The organism is Streptomyces beihaiensis (assembly GCF_026274175.1).
Lineage (GTDB): Bacteria > Actinomycetota > Actinomycetes > Streptomycetales > Streptomycetaceae > Streptomyces > Streptomyces beihaiensis.
In genome coordinates this window covers 50,776-72,779 of the sequence record NZ_JAPHNL010000024.1, presented here as the reverse complement: position 1 = coordinate 72,779, position 22,004 = coordinate 50,776, and the positions used below count along the sequence as shown (strand labels likewise).

Annotated in this window: 17 protein-coding genes; 12 read left to right on the top strand and 5 right to left on the bottom strand. The window is 71.6% G+C overall.

The features are described from left to right. Position 1 precedes the first annotated feature (1 nt). From rpmF to mutM, 3 genes are all read left to right on the top strand, one after another. Positions 2–175: a 50S ribosomal protein L32 gene (rpmF, locus tag OFY01_RS03935; protein ID WP_015657589.1), complete on the top strand. Its 174-nt coding sequence runs from the start codon at positions 2–4 to the stop codon at positions 173–175. 7 nt (positions 176–182) lie between these two features. After that, entirely contained in the window at positions 183–977 is a 795-nt protein-coding gene (gene rnc / locus OFY01_RS03930; protein ID WP_407700273.1) for a ribonuclease III, read from the top strand. A gap of 366 nt (positions 978–1,343) precedes the next feature. Beyond that, the gene (gene mutM / locus OFY01_RS03925) at positions 1,344–2,249 is read left to right on the top strand and encodes a bifunctional DNA-formamidopyrimidine glycosylase/DNA-(apurinic or apyrimidinic site) lyase (protein ID WP_266596292.1); all 906 of its coding nucleotides are present in this window, start codon (positions 1,344–1,346) and stop codon (positions 2,247–2,249) included. On the opposite strand, the gene OFY01_RS03920 is transcribed toward mutM, so the two are convergent. After that, on the bottom strand, positions 2,210–2,650 hold the full coding sequence (locus tag OFY01_RS03920) for a winged helix-turn-helix transcriptional regulator (RefSeq protein WP_266596309.1): 441 nt from the start codon (positions 2,648–2,650) through the stop codon (positions 2,210–2,212). The two genes, mutM and OFY01_RS03920, sit on opposite strands and share 40 nt — an antisense overlap. A gap of 80 nt (positions 2,651–2,730) precedes the next feature. Then, the gene (locus OFY01_RS03915; protein WP_266596290.1) at positions 2,731–3,708 is read right to left on the bottom strand and encodes a CAP domain-containing protein; all 978 of its coding nucleotides are present in this window, start codon (positions 3,706–3,708) and stop codon (positions 2,731–2,733) included. A 155-nt stretch (positions 3,709–3,863) separates the two neighbouring features. Between OFY01_RS03915 and OFY01_RS03910 the strand changes: the two genes are divergently transcribed. The 4 genes from OFY01_RS03910 (at position 3,864) to OFY01_RS03895 (ending at position 10,482) form a co-directional block, all read left to right on the top strand. Then, entirely contained in the window at positions 3,864–4,145 is a 282-nt protein-coding gene (locus OFY01_RS03910) for an acylphosphatase (protein WP_266596288.1), read from the top strand. Between the two features lie 379 nt (positions 4,146–4,524). Beyond that, complete coding sequence (locus OFY01_RS03905; protein ID WP_266596286.1) at positions 4,525–4,725, top strand: hypothetical protein; 201 nt, start codon at positions 4,525–4,527, stop codon at positions 4,723–4,725. A gap of 299 nt (positions 4,726–5,024) precedes the next feature. Then, the gene (locus OFY01_RS03900; RefSeq protein WP_266596284.1) at positions 5,025–8,798 is read left to right on the top strand and encodes an AAA family ATPase; all 3,774 of its coding nucleotides are present in this window, start codon (positions 5,025–5,027) and stop codon (positions 8,796–8,798) included. 268 nt (positions 8,799–9,066) lie between these two features. Further along, positions 9,067–10,482 (top strand): sugar porter family MFS transporter, encoded by a 1,416-nt coding sequence (locus tag OFY01_RS03895; RefSeq protein ID WP_266596282.1) that lies wholly within the window; start codon positions 9,067–9,069, stop codon positions 10,480–10,482. A 79-nt stretch (positions 10,483–10,561) separates the two neighbouring features. Here OFY01_RS03895 and OFY01_RS03890 read toward each other — a convergent pair whose 3' ends face one another. Both OFY01_RS03890 and OFY01_RS03885 read right to left on the bottom strand, forming a co-directional pair. Next, entirely contained in the window at positions 10,562–11,542 is a 981-nt protein-coding gene (locus OFY01_RS03890; protein WP_266596280.1) for an LLM class flavin-dependent oxidoreductase, read from the bottom strand. A gap of 55 nt (positions 11,543–11,597) precedes the next feature. Next, complete coding sequence (locus OFY01_RS03885; RefSeq protein ID WP_266596278.1) at positions 11,598–13,067, bottom strand: cytosine permease; 1,470 nt, start codon at positions 13,065–13,067, stop codon at positions 11,598–11,600. 269 nt (positions 13,068–13,336) lie between these two features. Between OFY01_RS03885 and ftsY the strand changes: the two genes are divergently transcribed. Next, positions 13,337–14,557: a signal recognition particle-docking protein FtsY gene (ftsY, locus tag OFY01_RS03880; protein WP_266596277.1), complete on the top strand. Its 1,221-nt coding sequence runs from the start codon at positions 13,337–13,339 to the stop codon at positions 14,555–14,557. 169 nt (positions 14,558–14,726) lie between these two features. Here the strand turns inward: ftsY and OFY01_RS03875 are convergent, their stop codons facing one another. Next, positions 14,727–15,398 carry a bifunctional DNA primase/polymerase gene (locus tag OFY01_RS03875; RefSeq protein WP_266596276.1) on the bottom strand — a complete coding sequence of 224 codons (672 nt, stop codon included), beginning with the start codon at positions 15,396–15,398 and terminating at the stop codon, positions 14,727–14,729. A 462-nt stretch (positions 15,399–15,860) separates the two neighbouring features. On the opposite strand from OFY01_RS03875, the gene nsdA reads away from it, so the two are divergent. The 4 genes from nsdA (at position 15,861) to OFY01_RS03855 (ending at position 21,937) form a co-directional block, all read left to right on the top strand. Beyond that, positions 15,861–17,345, top strand: coding sequence for a transcriptional repressor NsdA (gene nsdA / locus OFY01_RS03870; RefSeq protein WP_266596275.1), 1,485 nt, complete (start codon positions 15,861–15,863; stop codon positions 17,343–17,345). 379 nt (positions 17,346–17,724) lie between these two features. Then, entirely contained in the window at positions 17,725–19,020 is a 1,296-nt protein-coding gene (locus OFY01_RS03865; protein ID WP_266596274.1) for an ammonium transporter, read from the top strand. Further along, positions 19,017–19,355: a P-II family nitrogen regulator gene (locus OFY01_RS03860; RefSeq protein ID WP_266596273.1), complete on the top strand. Its 339-nt coding sequence runs from the start codon at positions 19,017–19,019 to the stop codon at positions 19,353–19,355. The genes OFY01_RS03865 and OFY01_RS03860 overlap by 4 nt, the downstream gene beginning before the upstream one ends. A 53-nt stretch (positions 19,356–19,408) precedes the next feature. Next, positions 19,409–21,937 (top strand): [protein-PII] uridylyltransferase, encoded by a 2,529-nt coding sequence (locus tag OFY01_RS03855; protein ID WP_456115281.1) that lies wholly within the window; start codon positions 19,409–19,411, stop codon positions 21,935–21,937. Positions 21,938–22,004 lie beyond the last annotated feature (67 nt).

Here is a 22,004-nt window from a genome sequence, read left to right as displayed (position 1 = left end):
CGTGGCTGTTCCGAAGCGGAAGATGTCGCGCAGCAACACGCGCCACCGCCGGTCGCAGTGGAAGGCTGCGGTCACCCCCCTGGTTGCGTGCGAGCGCTGCCACGAGCCCAAGCAGCAGCACATCGCGTGCCCGTCTTGCGGCACCTACAACAAGCGCCAGGTCCTCGAGGTCTGAGCGGCTGGTGAGAGGCTCAATGTCTGGTGCCAAGAAGAGCTCTCTCCGCGCAAGTGGAGGTAGCCCGGCCGACACCAAAGCCTCGTCCCACACGCTTCTGGAAGGGCGGCTCGGGTACAAGCTCGAGTCCGCCCTTCTGGTGCGCGCACTGACGCACCGCTCGTACGCGTACGAGAACGGCGGCCTGCCGACCAACGAGCGCCTGGAGTTCCTGGGCGACTCGGTGCTCGGCCTGGTGGTCACCGACACGCTCTACCGCACCCACCCCGACCTGCCCGAAGGCCAGCTGGCCAAGTTGCGGGCCGCGGTGGTCAATTCGCGTGCGCTTGCGGAGGTCAGCCGCGGGCTCGACCTGGGCTCCTTCATCCGGCTCGGCCGCGGTGAAGAGGGCACGGGCGGCCGGGACAAGGCGTCCATCCTCGCCGACACCCTGGAAGCGGTGATCGGCGCGGTCTATCTGGACCAGGGGCTGGACGCCGCGGGCGAGTTGGTGCACCGGCTGTTCGACCCGTTGATCGAGAAGTCCTCGAACCTGGGTGCCGGCCTGGACTGGAAGACCAGTCTCCAGGAACTCACGGCGACCGAAGGGCTCGGCGTTCCCGAGTACCTGGTCTCCGAGACCGGCCCCGACCACGAGAAGACCTTCACTGCTGCCGCCCGCGTCGGAGGCGTCTCGTACGGCACCGGCACCGGCCGCAGCAAGAAGGAAGCGGAGCAGCAGGCCGCCGAGTCCGCGTGGCGGGAGATCCGTGCCGCCGCCGACGAGCGTGCCAAGGCCAAGGACCTCGCGCCCGAGGCGTAGCACTCTTCGCTTCCACCACCGCCCGTGCCCGCCGGATGCCTCCGGCGGGCACGGGCGGTTTCTGCTCGCGCCCTGGTGGCGCGCGCCGTGCGGAATCCGCTTTCGCACGGCGCGGCCCGCGACAGCGTACGGACCCCCGGCCACGCCCCGCCTGGCCGAACCGCTGCCGGCAGCCCGCCGATCGTCCGGACCTGGCCGAGGCGGAGGGCAAGCGCACACCGTGCCGGCGAGCGCGCCCGGGCGCCGCGCCTGCCACCCCGGCGCGGTCCGACGAGGGCGCGGGGGTTCGGCCCCGGCTCACCGCACCCGTCGACCGCGAGATACGCTGCCCGCGCCCAGCCCACCCGTACCCCTCCGGAGGACCCCGTGCCAGAGCTGCCCGAAGTGGAGGTCGTCCGGCGCGGCCTCGCCCGCTGGGTGGCCCACCGCACCGTCGCCGAGGCGGAGGTCCTCCACCCTCGCGCCGTCCGCCGCCACATCGCGGGCGCCGACGACTTCACGCACCGCCTCAAGGGCCACCGCATCGGCGAACCGCACCGCCGGGGCAAGTACCTCTGGCTGCCCCTCGAAGACGCCCACACCTCCGTCCTCGCGCACCTCGGCATGAGCGGACAGCTCCTCATCAAGGCGCACGACGCCCCGGACGAGAAACACCTGCGCATCCGCATCCGCTTCGAGGACACGTCGACGGGGCAGGCCCGCGTGGCGGCGGGCACCGAACTCCGTTTCGTCGACCAGCGCACCTTCGGCGGGCTCTCGCTCCACGACACCGTCGCCGACAGCCCCGACGGCCTGCCCGACGTGATCGCCCACATCGCCCGGGACCCCCTGGACCCGCTCTTCGACGACGCGGCGTTCCACACCGCGCTGCGCGCCAAGCGCACCACCATCAAGCGGGCCCTGCTCGACCAGTCGCTCATCAGCGGCGTCGGCAACATCTACGCGGACGAGGCGCTTTGGCGCACGAAGCTGCACTACGAGCGCCCCACCGCCACCCTCACGCGCCCCCGCACGGCCGAACTCCTCGGCCACGTACGGGACGTGATGAACGAGGCGCTCGCCGTCGGCGGCACCAGCTTCGACTCCCTGTACGTCAACGTGAACGGCGAGTCCGGCTACTTCGACCGCTCCCTGGACGCGTACGGACGCGAGGGCGAGCCGTGCCGCAGATGCGGAACCCCGATGCGCCGCCGCCCCTGGATGAACCGGTCCAGCTACTACTGCCCGCGCTGTCAGCGCCCGCCACGCGTCTCGCGCGCCGCGTCGTCGTAACGCCCACGCGCCACCAGAACCTCGTCCATCCGCCCCTCCACGAAGTGGATGAGGGCGAGCAGCCGCTCGGCCACGTCCCGGCCCAGCGGTGTCAGCTCGTAGTCCACGCGCGGCGGATTGGTGGGCTGTGCCTCGCGGTGCACCAGGCCGTCGCGCTCCAGGGCATGCAGCGTCTGCGAGAGCATCTTCTCGCTCACGCCGTCCACCCGGCGGCGCAGCTCGTTGAACCGGAACGACCCGTCGTACAGCGCCCCCAGGGTGAGAGCGCCCCAGCGGCCGGTGACATGTTCCAGCGTGCCGCGTGAGGGGCAGGCCCGGGAGAAGACGTCGTAGGCGAGCGCGTCCGCCGTCTCCGCTCTCCGCGGCCTCTCAGCTCGCTCCGGCTTCTCCGGCTGGTCCATGTGGTCCATACCGGAAGGGTACTGTCGCGCGGCGCCGGCCAGCGGGTGGCGCTGACCACAAGTCAGTGCCGTTCTCGCCGCTAGAAGCCGAAGTCCTGTGTCCACCACGGCCCGCCCTCGCCGAAGTGCACACCGATGCCCAGCGTCTTGTAGTCGCAGTTGAGGATGTTGGCGCGGTGCCCGGGGCTGCTCATCCAGGCATCCATCACCGCCTGCGCGTCGGCCTGGCCGCGGGCGATGTTCTCACCGCCGAGGTTGGTGATCCCGGCGGCCTTGGCGCGGTCCCACGGCGAGGCGCCGTCCGGATCGGTGTGGTCGAAGAAGTTCCGCCGCGCCATGTCGTCGCTGAAGGCGGTCGCCAGGGCGTCGAGCTTGGTGTCCTCGGTGACCGCCGTGCAGCCTGCCTTCGCACGTTCCTGGTTGACGAGGAACAGCACCTGCGCCACGGCGGCCTTCTCCGACGTGGCCGAAGCCGCCCCGGAGCCGGACGCCGAGCCGCCGTCCGTCGGCGCCTTGGACTTGGCGGGGGCGGGCGCGGTGGTGGACGGGGCCGCGCTCTTCGTCCGCGTACGGCTCGGGCTCTTCGACGGACTCGGCGACTTCGACGGGTGGGCGGACGGTGTGGCCGAGGGGGACTTCGAGGGGGCCTTCGAGGGCGAGGCGGCCGGCAGGTCGGGCCGGTCGGTGCCGCGGCTCGCGGAGGACGGCGCCCGGCCGGAGACCGACCCGTCCCGGCTGCCCTGCGGCTCGATGCCGGGAGAACCGGCGGCCCGCACCTTGTCGGCGGCGCCGTCGCCGAACTTGAGGTGGTCGGCGCCCGGTATCAGGCCCGTCGTCACCGCGACCGCGCCCAGGGCGACGGCCGCGGAAACGCCGATCAGGCCGGTGCGGACCGGGCCGCCACGCTTCTTGCGGCGGTGCGAGCGGGCGGAGGAGGGGGAGCCGTCGGCACGCACCCCCGCGTGATCCGCACCGGGGGCGGAGTCGTACGCTTCGGTGCGCGTGGCCTCTTCGGTGTGCGTGGCGCGGCCGGCGGCGGCGCGACGATGGCGTCCCATGTCCTGGCCTTCCTCAGTCCTCACGATCATGCCGTCATCCGTGCACGACTGCATGAAAATCACCCGAACGGGTGAGGGTCGTCGGTCGGCGACGGTACCCCAGAACGCAAGGGGAGGAAGTGCTCTGTGAGCAATCTGGCCGTTAGCGTGCAGCCATGAACGATGATGTGCGCCTCACCGCGTGGGTGCGAGGACGCGTCCAGGGCGTGGGTTTCCGCTGGTTCACGCGGGCGGCGGCCCTGGAGCTCGGTGGCCTGAGTGGTTTTGCTCTCAATCTGGACGACGGCCGTGTGCAGGTCGTCGCCGAGGGGACCCGTGACAAGTGCGAGCGGCTGCTCGACTGGCTCGAGAACGGCGACACACCCGGCCGTGTCGACGGAGTCACTGAGATCTGGGGCACACCGCGCGGCGGCTACGATGGGTTCGCCATCCGCTGAACGTCGCCGCAGGCCGGGCGGGCGCCCCCGGCGCACGCCCGCCCCCGGCGCCTGCTTCCGGCGAAAACCCCCAGGTGGTTGCCAATACGCGGCAGCCGTGGCAGGCTCCGGAACGACGGATGATCTCTACGCCCCCGGGCCCCGACGGTCAGGCCGCGCCGGACAATCTGCGGCGTCAGGCCCCCGGGCTGCCCGCCGATACGGGGTGTGATCGTGTTGACCGTCAAACTTTTTGGTGAGACTCTGGAAGCCCCGCGCACCTTAGCTGTTTGGCATGTGAGAACGGCAGCAGGACAAGAAGTGCCAAGCACCGCGGGTGCGATTTCCCTCACGACCCACACCGATTCGGTCGGTCACTCAGTGTGGAGGACCATCCATCATGGCAAAGGCGCTTCTCGGTTACGTCGGCGGCAGCGACCCGCGACTCCTCGCCGAGATGCGACGGCTCCAGCAGCGTGTCCAGGACCTGGAATCCGAGCTTGTCCGGATCCAGGCCGAGAACGACGCGCTCGCGGCTGCCGCTTCTCACGACTCGCTCATCGAGGTCGACGTACCCCAGGCGGAGCCTGCGCTCACCTGACCGCATGCGACGGACGACGCACGTGGTCAGGCTGCTCGTAACAGCCGCTTGACAGAGATATGCAAGGGACGCTCCGGCGTCCCTTCTTTCTTGCGGGTCCGCCACGCCCCTGCGTGTGCACGGCGCTACGCGGTGTCCCTGTGCTGCGCGGCGTCCTCCTCGCCGCATGGAGCCCCGCCCCGGCCTCTACGCCCCCGCGCACCGAAGCGTTTTCTTAACGTCTGATGTGCCCTGCGCGTTCATGGGTGAAACCGTGGGTTCATGGAGTGGGACAGGGCCGGCCGGTAGAGTCCGACGGCGTGCACCTCAAGGCCCTGACCCTGCGTGGGTTCAAGTCGTTCGCCTCGGCCACCACCCTGCGGTTCGAGCCGGGCATCACCTGCGTCGTGGGTCCCAACGGTTCGGGCAAGTCCAACGTCGTGGACGCCCTGAGCTGGGTCATGGGCGAACAGGGCGCCAAGTCGCTGCGCGGCGGCAAGATGGAGGACGTCATCTTCGCCGGCACCACCGGTCGCCCGCCGCTCGGCCGCGCCGAGGTGTCGTTGACCATCGACAACACCGACGGCGCGCTGCCCATCGAGTACGCCGAGGTCACCATCACGCGGACGATGTTCCGCAACGGCGGCAGCGAGTACCAGATCAACGGCGACACCTGCCGCCTGCTCGACATCCAGGAACTGCTCTCCGACTCCGGCATCGGCCGCGAGATGCACGTCATCGTCGGACAGGGCCAGCTCGACGGCGTGCTGCACGCCGACCCCATGGGCCGCCGCGCCTTCATCGAGGAGGCCGCGGGCGTCCTCAAGCACCGCAAGCGCAAGGAGAAGGCGCTGCGCAAGCTCGACGCGATGCAGGCCAACCTCGCGCGCGTACAGGACCTGACGGAAGAACTGCGCCGCCAGCTCAAGCCCCTCGGCAGGCAGGCCGCCGTCGCCCGCCGCGCCGCCGTCATCCAGGCCGACCTGCGCGACGCGCGGCTGCGGCTGCTCGCCGACGATCTCGTACGCCTGCGGGAGGCGCTCAGCGCCGAGGTCGCCGACGAAGCCGAGTTGAAGCGGCGCAAGGAGGCGGCCGAGGAGGAGCTGAAGAAGGCGCTGCTGCGCGAGGGGCACCTGGAGGACGAGGTCCGGCAGCTCACGCCGCGCCTTCAACGCGCCCAGCAGACCTGGTACGAGCTGTCGCAGTTGGCCGAGCGGGTGCGCGGCACGGTCTCGCTCGCCGACGCGCGGGTCAAGAGCGCCGCCTCCGCACCGGACGAGGAGCGGCGCGGGCGCGACCCGGAGGACCTGGAACGCGAGGCCGCGCGGGTGCGCGAGCAGGAGGCCGAGCTGACGGCCGCGCTGGAGGCGGCACAGATCGCGCTCGACGAGACCGTCGCGCACCGCGCCGAGCTCGAACGGGAGCTGGCCGTCGAGGAACGCCGCCTCAAGGACGTCGCCCGCGCCATCGCCGACCGGCGCGAAGGACTCGCCCGGCTCCAGGGCCAGGCCAACGCGGCCCGGTCGCGCGCCGCCTCCGCCCAGGCCGAGATCGACCGCCTCGCCACCGCGCGCGACGAGGCGCGGACGCGGGCGGTCCAGGCTCAGGAGGAGTACGAGCAGTCGCAGGCCGAGGTCGACGGCCTGGACGCCACAGACGCGGATCTCGCCGAGCGGCACGCCGAGGCCAAGGAGGCCCTTGCCCGGGCGGAGGCCGCCCTGTCCGCCGCGCGGGAGGCCATGACAGCCGCCGAGCGGAAGCGGGCGGCGACCGCGGCACGGCACGAGGCGCTCGCCCTCGGCCTGCGCCGAAAGGACGGCACCGGCGCCCTGCTCGCCGCCCGCGACCGCCTCACCGGTCTCCTCGGCCCCGCCGCCGAGCTGCTCTCGGTGGCGCCGGGCTTCGAGGTCCCGTTGGCGGCCGCGTTCGGCGCGGCAGCGGACGCGGTCGCGGTCACGACCCCGGCGGCCGCGGCCGAGGCACTACGAGAACTCCGCAAACAGGATGCGGGCCGCGCCGCACTCCTCCTCACGGGCGACCCCACCACAACCCCCCTCCCGGCCGAGCCCGCCCCCGCGGCCCCCACCGCCGGGCCGGGGGCTCCTTCTGCCGAGACGCGGCCCGGCGCCGTGCCCGACGGCCCTCGTGGGCAGGCGGTCGCCGCCGACGGCGAAGCCGCCCGCACGCCGGAGGCCGCCGACTCGCCCGGCCCTGCCGCCGTCCCCTGGCCGCAACGCGCCGCCGCCTCTGGCAACACCCCTGGCAATGCCCCCGGCAACGCCCTTTACGCCGCCGAACTGGTCCGGGGCCCGGCCGAGTTGATGTCCGCTGTGCGGCACCTGCTGCGTGGGATCGCGGTGGTCGGGACGCTCGAAGACGCCGAGGATCTGGTCTACGCGCGGCCCGAGCTGACCGCGGTGACCGCCGAGGGCGACCTGCTCGGGGCGCACTTCGCGCACGGCGGGTCGGCCGGGGCGCCCAGCCTCCTCGAGGTGCAGGCGTCCGTCGACCAGGCCGCGGCCGAGTTCGAGCGGCTCGACGCCGAGTGCGAGGAGCTCGGTGAGGCGCAGCGCGTCGCCGCCGAGCGCCGCACCGAGTGCGCCGCGCTCGTCGAGGAGCTCGGGCAGCGGCAGCGGGCCGCGGAGCGGGAGCGCTCCGGGCGGGCCCAGCAACTGGGCCGCCTCGCCGGGCAGGCGCGCGGCGCCGCGGGGGAGGCCGAGCGCAGCGCCGCCGCGGCGGCCAAGGCGCAGGACGCCCTGGAGCGGGCCGTTCTGGAGGCCGAGGAGCTGGCCGAGCGGCTCGCCGTGGCCGAGGAGCAGACCGCCTTCGGGGAGGGAGGCGACGAGGAACCCGACACCTCCGTGCGCGACAGGCTCTCCGCCGACGGCGCCAACGCCCGCCAGACGGAGATGGAGGCCCGCCTCCAGGTCCGTACGCACGAGGAGCGGGTCAAGGGCCTCGCGGGGCGCGCCGACTCGCTCGACCGTGCCGCCCGCGCCGAACGCGAGGCGCGCGCGCGTGCCGAACGCCGCCGCGCCCGTCTGAAGTACGAGGCCGCCGTCGCCGAGGCCGTCGCCTCCGGGGCCCGGCAGCTGCTCGCCCACGCAGAGGTGTCCATCGCCCGCGCCGACCAGGAGCGAGGACTCGCCGAGCGGGCCAAGGCGGAGCGTGAGCGGGAGCTGGTCGCCGAGCGGGCGCGCGGCCGCGACCTCAAGGCGGAGCTCGACAAGCTGACGGATTCGGTCCACCGGGGCGAGGTACTCGGCGCGGAGAAGCGGCTGCGGATCGAGCAGCTGGAGACCAAGGCGCTGGAGGAACTCGGTGTGGAGCCGGCCGGGCTCGTCGCGGAGTACGGGCCTGATCAGCCCGTGCCGCCCTCGCTCCCCGCCGACGGCGAGGAGCTGCCCGAGGATCCGGAGCACCCGCGCAACCAGCCCCGCCCGTTCGTCCGTGCGGAGCAGGAGAAGCGGCTCGCCTCGGCCGAGCGGGCGTACAAGCAGCTCGGCAAGGTCAACCCCCTGGCCCTGGAGGAGTTCGCGGCGTTGGAGGAGCGGCACAAGTTCCTCAGTGAGCAGCTGGAGGACCTGCGGAAGACCCGCGCCGATCTGCTTCAAGTGGTGAAGGAGGTCGACGAACGCGTCGAGCAGGTCTTCACCGAGGCGTACCGGGACACCGCCCGCGAGTTCGAGGGAGTCTTCGGCCGTCTCTTCCCGGGCGGCGAGGGGCGCCTCGTGCTGACCGATCCCGACAACATGCTCACCACGGGCGTGGACGTCGAGGCCCGGCCGCCGGGCAAGAAGGTCAAGCGGCTGAGCCTGCTCTCAGGCGGCGAGCGCTCGCTGACGGCCGTGGCGCTGCTCGTCTCGATCTTCAAGGCGCGGCCCAGTCCGTTCTACGTCATGGACGAGGTCGAGGCGGCGCTCGACGACACCAACCTGCAACGGCTCATCCGCATCATGCAGGAGCTGCAGGAGGCATCGCAGCTCATCGTGATCACGCACCAGAAGCGCACGATGGAGGTGGCGGACGCGCTGTACGGCGTCTCCATGCAGGGTGACGGGGTGTCGAAGGTCATCAGTCAGCGACTGCGCTGAGAGACCGGCCCGGAACGCATCGCGACCGGCCGGGGCCCCTGCCCCGGCTCTGACCTGGCCGACTCCTAGCAGTGTTCAAGTCTTGAACGCAAGGCGACACTCCTGTGCTGATAAATTCACAGTCCATGAACTATTGACTTCGAAACTTGAAGGCATAGTCTCTGCAACGTTGCTTTTACCTTCAGGTGGTGGGCGGCGTGAAGTTGTGCGCCACTGGAAGGGCTCGCCCCCACCCCCGGCAGCGAAGCCGGTGGCCCGAGGAGTTCACGTGACCAGCACAGCGGCACCCAAGTCAGGAGCCCGGGCGGCCCAGCCCGAGCATCTGGGACATGTCATCTTCATCGCGGCGGCGGCCGCGATGGGCGGTTTCCTCTTCGGCTACGACAGTTCCGTGATCAACGGCGCCGTCGAGGCCATCCGGGACCGGTACAACATCGGCTCAGGCACCCTGGCCCAGGTCATCGCCATCGCCCTGATCGGCTGTGCCGTCGGCGCCGCGACCGCCGGCCGTATCGCCGACCGGATCGGCCGCATCCGGTGCATGCAGATTGCCGCGGTCCTCTTCACCGTCAGCGCCGTCGGGTCCGCGCTGCCGTTCGCGCTGTGGGACCTGATGCTCTGGCGCATCATCGGCGGCTTCGCCATCGGCATGGCCTCCGTGATCGGCCCGGCCTACATCGCCGAGGTCGCCCCGCCCGCCTACCGCGGCCGGCTCGGCTCCTTCCAGCAGGCCGCGATCGTCGTCGGCATCGCCGTCTCCCAGCTGGTCAACTGGGGCCTGCTCAACGCCGCGGGCGGCAAGCAGCGCGGTGAACTGATGGGCCTTGAGGCATGGCAGGTCATGCTCGGCGTCATGGTCATCCCGGCCGCCCTCTACGGCCTGCTCTCCTTCGCGATCCCCGAGTCGCCGCGCTACCTGATCTCCGCGGGTAAGGAGGACCGGGCGCGCACCGTCCTCGCCGAGGTCGAGGGTTCGGACGTCGACCTCGACGCGCGGGTGGCCGAGATCGAGCTCGCCATGAAGAGCGAGCACAAGTCCACGTTCAAGGACCTCCTCGGCGGCGGCTTCTTCTTCAAGCCGATCGTCTGGATCGGTATCGGCCTCTCGGCCTTCCAGCAGTTCGTCGGCATCAACGTCGCGTTCTACTACTCCGCCACGCTGTGGCAGTCGGTCGGCATCGACCCGGCGGACTCGTTCTTCTACTCGTTCACCACGTCGATCATCAACATCATCGGCACCGTGATCGCGATGATCTTCGTCGACCGCATCGGCCGCAAGCCGCTCGCCCTCATCGGCTCGGTCGGCATGGTCGTCGGCCTTGCCCTGGAGGCATGGGCGTTCTCGTACCACCTCGTGGACGGCAAGCTGCCGAGCACCCAGGGCTGGGTCGCCCTGGTCGCCGCCCACCTGTTCGTCCTCTTCTTCGCCCTGTCGTGGGGTGTCGTCGTCTGGGTCTTCCTCGGCGAGATGTTCCCGAACAAGATCCGCGCCGCGGCGCTGGGCGTGGCCGCGTCCGCGCAGTGGATCGCCAACTGGGCGATCACCGCGAGCTTCCCGTCGCTGTCCGACTGGAACCTCTCCGGCACGTACATCATCTACACGGTCTTCGCCGCGCTCTCCATCCCCTTCGTGCTCAAGTTCGTGAAGGAGACCAAGGGCAAGGCCCTGGAGGAAATGGGCTGACCCGGCCCTCCCCGAAGAACCCGGGGAGGTGGAACTCAAGTCCCCGCTGCCATCTCCCCGTCGACGTCACTGCCCCGGCTCATCCCGTGAGCCGGGGCAGTACGTTCTCGCAGAACAGGCGCAGACTGCGCCAGCCCTCGTCGACCGGCATACCGCCCGCCAGTGGATGCAGCACCAGGTTGTCGAGGCCCTGCTCCAGGCACTGGTCGGGCGTGAGCACGCGGTAGACCCCCTCGGCGCGCAGCTGCTCCACCGACGTCGCCGCCGACTTCACCGCCGAGCGGATCCGGCCGGACTGCCAGGAGGCGTACGTGCGGGCCTCGTGCAGGAAGTGCGTGCCGTGCTCGGCCCAGGTGCGGTCCGGGGCCTCGCTGATGTGGAGCAGGGGAGTGGACTCGGCGGGCATCATGGTCCAGCCCTCGGTGCCGTACTCGACCAGGCGCTCCTTGTAGTACGTCTCCAACTCCGGCAGATGGGCGCTCGGGAAGAAGGGAAGGCCGAACCGCGCCGCCCGCCGCGCCGCCGCCCGCGACGAACCGCCCACGAGCAGCAGCGGATGTGGCTGCGTGAACGGCCTCGGGGTGACCCGGACCCGGCGCCCGCGGAACGTGAACTCCTCGCCGGTCCACGCCCTCAGCAGCGTCTCGATCAGCTCGTCCTGGAGCTTGCCGCGCCGCGCCCACTCCACGTCGAACTGCGCGTACTCCTCGGGCCGGTAGCCGATTCCGGCCACCGTCACCAGGCGCCCGCCGCCGATCAGGTCCAGTACGGCGATGTCCTCCGCCAGGCGCAGCGGATCGTGCAGCGGGCCGATGATCGCGGAGACGGTGACCGCGATGTTCCGGGTGGCGCCGAGGACCGCACCGGCGAATGTGAACGGCGAGGGCAGCCAGTTGTTCGCGACGCCGTGGTGCTCCTCGGTCTGCACGGTGGCCACACCCTGCTGATCGGCGTACGCCGCCATGCTGACGGCCGCCCGGTAGCGCTCGCTCAGCGACGCGGGAGTGCCGGCCGGGTCGACCAGGTTGAACCGCACGACGGACACGGGCGTGCCGGACATGGAAAGTCCCCCTCCGCGAGGCGTCTCGTGGAGGGGGACCGTAGCTGACGTGAAGTCAGATTGCTATGGGCTCGGGCTTTCCGGGCGCCGCCTCGGCGGTGTGCTCGGTGTCCGCCTGCGGCGTGGTGGTGTCCGCGGGCTTGGGCAGCACCAGGTAGAGCAGGCCGGAGACGATGATCGTCACGACCCAGCCGAGGCCGTACCGGCCCACGAAGTTGCCGGTGGCCAGCGGCCCCGTGAACCAGTCGGACGACGTGAACAGCAGACCCGTGACCAGGCCGATCGCCCACGCGGCGACGGCGGCCGGGGAGAAGCCGCCCTTGTACCAGTAGGCGCTGGTGCGGGTGGTGTCGACCAGGGCCGCGGCGTCGTAGTGCTTGCGCTTGAACATGTCCGCGCCGAAGACGCCGACCCACGCGGAGAAGGCGACCGCGAGCAGCGACAGGAACGCGATGAACGAACCCATGAAGCTCGTCGCGACCAGCATCAGGATCGCGCCGAAGACCAGCGAGATCAGCGCGTTGATGGAGACGGCCCAGTGGCGCGGGACCTTGAAGCCCAGGGTCTGGGCGGTGAAACCGGCCGAGTACATCGACATGGCGTTGATCAGCAGCATGCCGATCAGGGCGATCAGCAGGTACGGCACCGCGATCCACATCGGCAGGATCTCGCCGAGGAACGAGACCGGGTCCTGCGCCTTGGCGAGGTCCGGCGTGGAGACCGCCATGACCGCGCCCATCAGGACCATCGGCAGTACGACGATGCCCGCGCCGCCGATCGAGTTGCCCACGATCGCCTTGGACGAGGCGGTGCGCGGCAGGTAGCGGGTGAAGTCCGGCGAGGTCGGAATCCAGCTGACACCACCGGCGGCGATCATGCCGATGCCCGCGACCATCAGGGAGGTCTGACCGGCGGGGCGGTGGAAGACGGCGGACCAGTCGGTGTTGACGACCAGGTAGGCCAGGACCAGGACCGAGAAGGCGCCGAAGAGGTACGTCGCGTACTTGCTGCACTTCTGTACGGCGTTGATGCCCAGGCCGGAGATCGCGAACGTCGAGAGGACGAACAGCAGCAGGGTGACGATGACCAGGACGTTGTTCTGCTGGATGCCGAACAGGATGTCCAGGATGGTCAGCACGGCGTACGCGCCGGTCACCGCGTTGATCGTCTCCCAGCCCCAGCGGGCGATCCAGATCAGGGAGCCGGGCAGCAGGTTGCCGCGCTGGCCGAAGACCGCGCGGGACAGCGCCATGCCGGGGGCGCCGCCGCGCTTGCCCGAGATGCCGATGAGGCCGACCAGGCCGTACGACACGACGGGCGCCGCGACGGCGACGGCGATGGCCTGCCAGAAGTTCAGCTTGTACGCCACGACGAGGCTCGCGCCCATCGTGAGCAACAGCACAGAGATGTTGGCGGCGACCCACGTGGGGAACAGCTCGCGGGTCTTGGCGGTGCGCTCGGACTCGGGAACGGGCTCGATGCCGCGCGTTTCCAGCGCGCCTTCTGATGCGGCGGTCTTGCTCATGCGGTGGGGTTCCGTGCCTCTCGCTGGCTCGCTCGTGGGGGACAGGGGAGCCGGTGGGGGTAGGGGTGACGGGCCCTTCGAGGCCCTCGTGGGGACTGCTTCGATCGAGTTCGGTCGCGCCTTGTTCGATCGCGTCGGACTCTACGCGCGTTGACGTCTCCTCTTCCATCGTACTTTAGTCCGAGTCCATCCCACTAGTGGCTTTTGTTCTTTGGGTGAAGCTACGAGGACGGTGTCACGGGAGGGCGATGACTGATACTGGACGAGTTATGGAAATCGTGATCCTTGCTGTAGTCATCGCCGTGGTCGTCATCGGCGCGCTCGGCGGGCTGGTGGTCGGAAGCCGCAGGAAGAAGCAGCTGCCCCCGCCGCCCCCCTCGACGCCGGACATCACCGCCGCCCCGCCTGCCGAGCCGCACGTCGGTGAAGAGGCCGAGACGCCGCGCGACGAGGCGCGGCGCACGATCGAGGAGGTCGACCTCCCGGTCACCGAGGAGGCCGTCGAAGAGGTCGAGGAGGCGCCGCCCGCCCCGGCCGCACCGGCCGCCCCCGAGGTCGAGGTCCCCGCGCCCACCGCGGGCCGCATGGTCCGGCTCCGCTCCCGCCTGTCGCGTTCGCAGAACGCACTCGGCAAGGGCCTGCTCTCCCTTCTGTCCCGTGAGCACCTCGACGAGGACACCTGGGAGGAGATCGAGGACATCCTGCTCACCGCCGACGTCGGCGTGCAGCCCACCCAGGAGCTGGTCGAGCGGCTGCGCGAGCGCGTCAAGGTGCTCGGCACCCGCACCCCGGACGAGCTGCGCGCCCTGCTGCGCGAGGAGCTGCTCACGCTCGTCGTCCCCGAGTTCGACCGGACCGTGAACACGGAGTCGCCGCTCGACACCCCGGGCATCGTGATGGTCGTCGGCGTCAACGGCACCGGCAAGACCACCACCACCGGCAAGCTGGCGCGCGTCCTGGTCGCCGACGGCAAGAACGTGCTGCTCGGCGCCGCCGACACGTTCCGCGCCGCCGCGGCCGACCAGTTGCAGACGTGGGGCGAGCGGGTCGGCGCGCGTACGGTGCGCGGGCCCGAGGGCGGCGACCCCGCCTCCATCGCCTTCGACGCGGTCAAGGAAGGCGCCGAGATCGGCGCCGACGTCGTGCTCATCGACACGGCCGGGCGCCTGCACACGAAGACCGGGCTCATGGACGAGCTGGGCAAGGTCAAGCGGGTCGTGGAGAAGCACGCGCCGCTCGACGAGGTGCTGCTCGTCCTCGACGCGACGACCGGCCAGAACGGCCTTGTGCAGGCCCGTGTCTTCGCCGAGGTCGTCGACATCACCGGCATCGTGCTGACCAAGCTCGACGGGACCGCCAAGGGCGGCATCGTGGTGGCCGTGCAGCGGGAGCTCGGTGTGCCGGTCAAGCTCGTCGGGCTCGGCGAAGGGGCGGACGACCTCGCGCCGTTCGAGCCCGAGGTGTTCGTCGACGCGCTCATCGGCGACTAGGGCCTGTCCGGCGGATCCTGCCGGGGGCGCGGGGCCTCCCTCGTCCCTGGCTCGCCGTTCGCCGTCGGGGCTTCCTCTCGTGGGGGACTGTGCCGCCGTCGTGGCGTGGCGCGCCCCCGCGGCGGAGCCGCTCGTCGACGCGGCCCCGCGCCCCTTCGGTGAGCCGTCCTCAGGCGCAGCCCGACCTGTGCGCCACGTACGCCAGCGTCCCCAGCAGCAGGCGCGCCTGCGGCGGCTGGGTCGCCGTGTCCAGGGACGGAGGGCGCAGCCACGTCGCCGGGCCCTCGCCGCCGCGGTCGGAGGGCGGGGCCGTGACGTGGTCGCCGGGGCCCAGCGCGTGCAGGTCGAGGGCCGCGTCGTCCCAGCCCATCCGGTAGAGCAGGGTGGGCAGTTCCGCCGCCGCTCCCGGAGCCACGAAGAAGTGCGCGCGCCCCTGGGGGGTGGCGATCACCGGGCCGAGGGGAACACCCATCCGTTCCAGGCGGACCAGCGCGCGCCGGCCCGCCGCCTCCGGCACCTCGATGACGTCGAACGCGCGGCCGACCGCGAGCAGCACCGCCGCACCGGGGAACCGCCCCCACGCCCGTGTCACGTCGTCGAGCGTGGCCCCGGCCGGTACGAGCGCGTCCGGGTCGAGCGGATGGGCACCGGGGGACGGGCAGTCGGCTCGTCCGCAGGAGCAGGAGCCGCCCACGGCGCGCGCGCCGGGCACCACGTCCCAGCCCCACAGGCCGGTGAACTCCGCCACCGTGGTGCGGTCCGAGTCGCGGCCTGATGCCGCCCGGCTCCGGCGACGTGAGCCGGAGCGCATCTCGCGGATGCCGCCGATCGTGAAGCCCATGCCCCCTCCAACGGGTCCTGCGCGCCGGTGGTTACGTGCCGGATGCGGATCGTGACCCGGTGTCCCCGCCGTCCTGGTCGAGGCGGCGCAGTGGTGCAACCGGGGTGGTGCGCTCCGATTCGCGCGCCCCGCATGCACCACGTTCCACCCACTTCCGGCTGTCCTATGTCAAGTGAATCGTGTGCGGCCGTTCCCGAGTTCATTCGAAGGGGTGGCGAATGGTGGCGTTTCCGCGTTCTCGCTCGCCGGAGGGGTGATCGTAGGATTACTTTCAGTACACGAACCCGGCGGGTAGGTGCACTCATGGGTATGCCGGAGGCAACTCGGTACTCTGTTCGACGAGTGGCAACTGCCGGACGGGAGACGGTTGTTGACGGCATCCTGGTGGGTCTCTAGGCAAGAGTGCCGAACAGGACTTGACGATGAGCGTCATCAGATGGCTTCAGGGATGGGGGCGTTCCAGTGGGCGGCAGCGACGGCAGCGTGACGAACGCTGAGAAGCGTCCGAACGAACTGCTCGGTTCGTGGTTCGTGCGCAGCGGCTGGTCCAAGGGCGAGCTGGCACGGCAAGTGAACCGGCGGGCCCGGCAGTTGGGTGCCAATCACGTGTCGACCGACACATCGAGGGTGCGGCGCTGGCTCGACGGCGAGAACCCGCGCGAGCCGATCCCGAGAATCCTCAGCGAGCTCTTCTCCGAGCGCTTCGGCTGTGTCGTCGCCGTCGAGGACCTCGGTCTCAGGGCCGCGCACCAGGCGCCCTCCGTCTCCGGGGTCGACCTGCCGTGGACCGGGCCGCAGACCGTCGCGCTCATCGGTGAGTTCTCCCGCAGCGACCTGATGCTCGCGCGGCGCGGCTTCCTCGGCAGCTCCCTCGCCCTCGCCGCGGGCCCCTCCCTCATCGAGCCCATGCAGCGCTGGCTCGTGCCCGCCCCCGGCAGCGCCCCGTCCAGGCCCGCCGCCGACGCGGACAGCGGCGCGCGCCGCGGCAACCGGCTCTCCAAGCCCGAGCTGGACCTCCTGGAGTCCACCACCGTCATGTTCCGCCAGTGGGACGCCCAGTGCGGCGGCGGCCTGCGCCGCAAGGCGGTCGTCGGGCAGCTCCACGAGGTGACCGACCTGCTCCAGGAACCGCAGCCGGAGGCCACCACCAAGCGCCTGTTCAAGGTCGCGGCCGAACTCGCCGAACTCGCCGGCTGGATGAGCTACGACGTGGGGCTGCAGCCCACCGCGCAGAAGTACTTCGTGCTCGCGCTGCACGCCGCCAAGGAGGCGGGCGACCGCTCCCTCGGCTCGTACGTCCTGAGTAGCATGAGCCGCCAGATGATCCACCTCGGCCGCCCCGAGGACGCCCTGGAACTCATCCACCTCGGCCAGTACGGCAGCCGCGACTGCGCGAGCCCGCGCACCCAGGCCATGCTGTATGCGATGGAAGCGCGCGCGTACGCCAACATGGGGCAGCCCGGCAAGTGCAAGCGCGCGGTGCGGATGGCCGAAGACACCTTCTGCGACGCCGACGACTGGGACGAGCCGGAGCCCGACTGGATCCGCTTCTTCTCCGAGGCCGAGCTGCACGGCGAGAACAGCCACTCCTTCCGTGACCTCGCCTACGTGGCCGGGCGCAGCCCCGCGTACGCGTCCATGGCACAGCCGCTGATGCAGCGCGCGGTCGACCTGTTCGGCAAGGACGCCGAGCACCAGCGTTCGTACGCGCTCAATCTGATCGGCATGGCCACCGTGCACCTGTTGCAGAAGGAGCCCGAACAGTCCACGGTCCTCGCCGAGAAGGCCCTGGGCATCGCCCGCAAGGTGCGCTCCGAGCGGGTCAACACCCGCATCCGCAAGACGGTCGACACCGCCGTGCGGGACTTCGGGGACGTCCCCGCCGTCAACCAGCTCGCCGAGCAGCTCGCCGTCCAGCTGCCCGAGACCGCCGAAGCGGCGGTCTGACCCCGGGCACGCCCCGCACCCGGGCGCGCCCGCACTCAGGCACACCCGCTCCGGCACGGCCCCGTACCCCGGCCGCGGCCCGCCGCCCCCGAGACTGTCCGACTCGGCTCTCCCACGCCAGGTCAGCGGAGGCGGGCGGCCGCGGCCGGTTCCTTTCCCCGGGCGGCCCCGGGCGACGTTGCGCCACGATAACGATCGCCCCACCGGCGATCCGGCGTTTCACCCAGTGGTAACGCGGCGGCCGCCTTCGTCATCCGCCCGCAACATTCCGGCGCGCCCCGCGAAACGGGCCTGCGTCAGTCTCCTCACCACAGTCGGCCCTCTCCCCACAGCGTGAGCCTCCGCACGGGCCGTTTCCGACGACGAGGAGACACCGGCCTTGAACGGCACAGATACCGGATTCGTACTGATCAGCGCAGCGCTCGTCATGCTGATGACGCCTGGTCTCGCCCTCTTCTACGGCGGCATGGTCAGGTCCAAGAGCGTTCTGAACATGCTGATGATGTCCTTCATCTCCCTGGGCATCGTCAGCATCCTGTGGGTGCTGTACGGGCACTCCCTGGCCTTCAGCGGCTCGGGAAGCTTCATCGGCAACTTCGACCTCATCGGCCTCAAGGGCGTCAAGCCCGACAGCACCATGCTGAACTTCGCGGGACACAAGATCTCGCTCTTCTCCTTCTCCCTGTTCCAGATGCTGTTCGCCGTGATCACCGCCGCCCTGATGAGCGGCGCCCTCGCCGACCGCGTCAAGTTCAGCGCCTGGATGATCTTCATAGGGGTCTGGGTCACCGTCGTGTACTTCCCGGTCGCCCACTGGGTCTGGGGCGGCGGCTGGCTCGCCCAGCTGCACCCGGCCGTCATCGACTTCGCCGGTGGTACCGCCGTGCACATCAACGCCGGTGTCGGCGCCCTCGCCGCGGTCCTCGTCGTCGGCAAGCGGATCGGATTCAAGAAGGACCCGATGCGCCCGCACAACCTGCCCCTCGTCCTGCTCGGCACGGCTCTGCTGTGGTTCGGCTGGTTCGGCTTCAACGCGGGCTCCGAACTCGGCGTCGACGGCACCACCGGACTGATGGCCTACAACACGCAGATCGCCACCGCCGCCGCCATGATCGGCTGGCTGATCTACGAGCGGATCCGGCACGGCGCGTTCACCACGCTCGGCGCCTGCTCCGGCGCCGTGGCCGGTCTCGTCGCCATCACCCCCTCCGGCGGCAACGTCAACGCCTTCGGCGCCCTGCTCATCGGTGTCGTCGCCGGTGCCGTCTGTTCCTGGGCCGTCAGCCTCAAGTACAAGCTCGGCTTCGACGACTCGCTCGACGTCGTGGGCGTCCACATGGTCGGCGGCATCCTCGGCACCCTGATGGTCGGCTTCCTCGCCATCAACGGCGCCGGCGGCTTCGACCAGTTCGTCTCGCAGGCCATCGGAGCGGGCTCGGTCATCGGCTACACGTTCGTCGTCACGTACGTCCTCGCCCTCGTCATCGAGAAGACGATCGGCTTCCGTGCCGCCGAGGACGACGAGCTCACCGGAGTCGACCAGAGCCAGCACGCCGAGACCGCGTACGACTTCACCTCGGCGGCCGGCGCCCACATGGTCTCCTCCGCAGCCGTCACCCCGACCCCTCGGACCACCCAGGGCAGCGACGCTGCCGCGAAGAAGGTTGAGGCATGAAGCTCATCACCGCCGTCGTCAAGCCCCACCGGCTCGACGAGATCAAGGAAGCCCTCCAAGCCTTCGGCGTCCAGGGCCTGACCGTCACCGAGGCCAGCGGCTACGGCCGCCAGCGCGGCCACACCGAGGTCTACCGCGGCGCCGAGTACACCGTCGACCTGGTCCCCAAGATCCGGATCGAGGTGCTCGTCGAGGACGACGACGCCGACCAGCTCGTCGATGTCGTGGTCAAGGCCGCCCGAACCGGCAAGATCGGAGACGGCAAGGTCTGGGCGGTGCCCGTCGAGACGGCCGTACGCGTCCGGACCGGTGAACGCGGCCCGGACGCGCTGTAACCGGGACTCGAAACCTCGTAACGAGCCTCATGGACGAAAGCGGGAACCGCCGGGTGACGCGTGTGAACGACGTACGGACCGAAGCGACGGACGACGACAACCCCGAGCCCGGCGGGTACGCGGCGGCCCGGCTGCGCCTCCTCCAAGGAGAGGCGCGGCCCGGGCCGTCGCGCCGTTCCGCCCTGGCCGAGCTGACCGACGACTGGCTCGCCGGCCTCTTCGGCAAGGACGTGCCCGGCGCCTCGCTCGTCGCCGTCGGCGGCTACGGGCGCGGCGAACTCTCCCCGCGCAGCGACCTCGACCTGCTGCTCCTGCACGACGGCAGCGCGGGCGCCGACGAGATCGCCGCGCTCGCCGACCGCGTCTGGTACCCCGTCTGGGACCTCGGCCTCGCCCTCGACCACTCGGTGCGCACGCCGTCCCAGGCGCGCAAGACCGCGGGCGACGACCTCAAGGTGCAGCTCGGCCTGCTCGACGCCCGCCACATCGCCGGAGACCTCGGCCTCACCGCCGGCCTGCGCACCGCCGTCCTGGCCGACTGGCGCAACCAGGCGCCCAAACGCCTGCCCGAGCTGCGCGAACTGTGCGAGGAACGGGCCGAACGCCAAGGCGAGCTGCAGTTCCTCCTCGAACCCGACCTCAAGGAGGCGCGCGGCGGCCTGCGCGACGCCACCGCTCTGCGCGCCGTCGCCGCGTCCTGGCTGGCCGACGCGCCCCGCGAGGGCCTCGCCGACGCGCGCCGTCGCCTGCTCGACGTACGCGACGCGCTCCACCTGGCCACCGGTCGCGCCACCGACCGACTCGCCCTCCAGGAACAGGACCAGGTCGCCGCCGAACTCGGCCTCCTTGACGCCGACACGCTCCTGCGTCAGGTCTACGAGGCCGCCCGCACGGTGTCCTACGCCAGTGACGTCACCTGGCGCGAGGTCGGCCGCGTCCTCAAGTCGCGCGCCGCGCGGCCGAAGCTGCGCTCTCTGCTGGGCGCAGGCAGGCAGGCACCGGTGGAGCGCTCGCCGCTGGCCGAGGGCGTCGTCGAGATGGACGGCGAGGTCGTCCTGGCCCGCGCCGCCAAACCCGAGAAGGACCCCGTCCTGCCGCTGCGCGCCGCCGCCGCGGCCGCCCAGGCCGGGCTTCCGCTCTCCCTGCACGCCGTGCGCCGCATGGCCGCCGCCGCGCGGCCGCTGCCCACCCCGTGGCCCGCGGAGGCGCGCGAACAGCTGGTCACGCTGCTCGGCGCGGGCCGCCCCACCGTCGAGGTGTGGGAGGCCCTGGAAGCCGAGGGCCTGGTCACGCGGTTCCTGCCGGACTGGGAGCGCGTACGCTGCCGCCCGCAGCGCAACGCCGTGCACACCTGGACCGTCGACCGGCACCTCGTCGAGACGGCGGTCCGCGCCGCCGGCCTGACCCGCCATGTGCACCGCCCCGACCTGCTCCTGGTCGCCGCGTTGCTCCACGACATCGGCAAGGGCTGGCCCGGCGACCACTCCGTCGCGGGCGAGATCATCGCGCGGGACGTGGCCTCCCGCATCGGCTTCGACCGCGCCGACGTCACCGTGATCGCCACGCTCGTCCGCCACCACCTGCTGCTCGTCGAGACCGCCACCCGGCGCGACCTGGACGACCCGGCGACCGTACGGGCGGTGGCGGACGCGGTCGGTTCGGCCGGCACGCTCGAACTGCTGCACGCCCTGACGGAGGCCGACGCGCTGGCCACCGGTCCCGCGGCCTGGTCGTCCTGGCGCGGCTCGCTCGTCGCCGACCTGGTCCAGCGAGTCGGCGCGGCGCTCTCCGGGGACACCGACGACCTCGGCACGCCCGACGCGGCCGAGCCGACCGCCGAGCAGGAGCGGCTCGCCGTGGAGGCGCTGCGGACGGGCGGGCCCGTGCTGTCGCTGCGGGCGCGGCCGGAGTCGGCGGGCGTGGGAGCGGACGGGGAGGAGGGGGCGCAAGCGGCGCAAGCGGCCCAGGGGGCGCAAGGGGCGCACGGCGCGGCCGGGCCCGAACCGCTCGGCGTCGAGCTGCTGATCGCGGTGCCGGACCAGCCCGGGGTGCTGCCCGCGGTGGCCGGGGTGCTCGCCATGCACCGGCTGACCGTGCGCACGGCGGAACTGCGGGCCCTCGAACTGCCCGGTGCGGTGGAGGGCACGGCGCTGCTCCTGGACTGGCGCGTCGCCGCCGAGTACGGGTCGCTGCCGCAGGCCGCGCGGCTCCGCGCCGACCTGGTGCGGGCTCTGGACGGCTCCCTCGACATCGCGGCGCGGCTGGCGGAGCGCGATGCGGCGTATCCACGGCGTCGGGGCGTGGTGGCGCCGCCGCCGCGGGTGACGGTCGCGGCGGCCGGGTCCCGGCTGGCGACGGTGATCGAGGTGCGCGCCCACGACGCTCCCGGCCTTCTGCACCGGATCGGGCGGGCGTTGGACGAAGCGGGGGTGCGGGTGCGCTCGGCGCACGCCTCGACCCTGGGGGCCGACGCCGTGGACGCGTTCTACGTCACCGGGGAAGACGGCAAGCCGCTTCCGCACGAGGCGGCGGCCTCGGTCGCCCGGAGCCTGGAACAGGCCCTGAAACCGGCCTCCGCCTGACCGCCGCGGCGCCTGGGCGCACCGTTCTCCGCGCCCTTGGCGACACCGGCCGCGGGCGGCGTCGCAC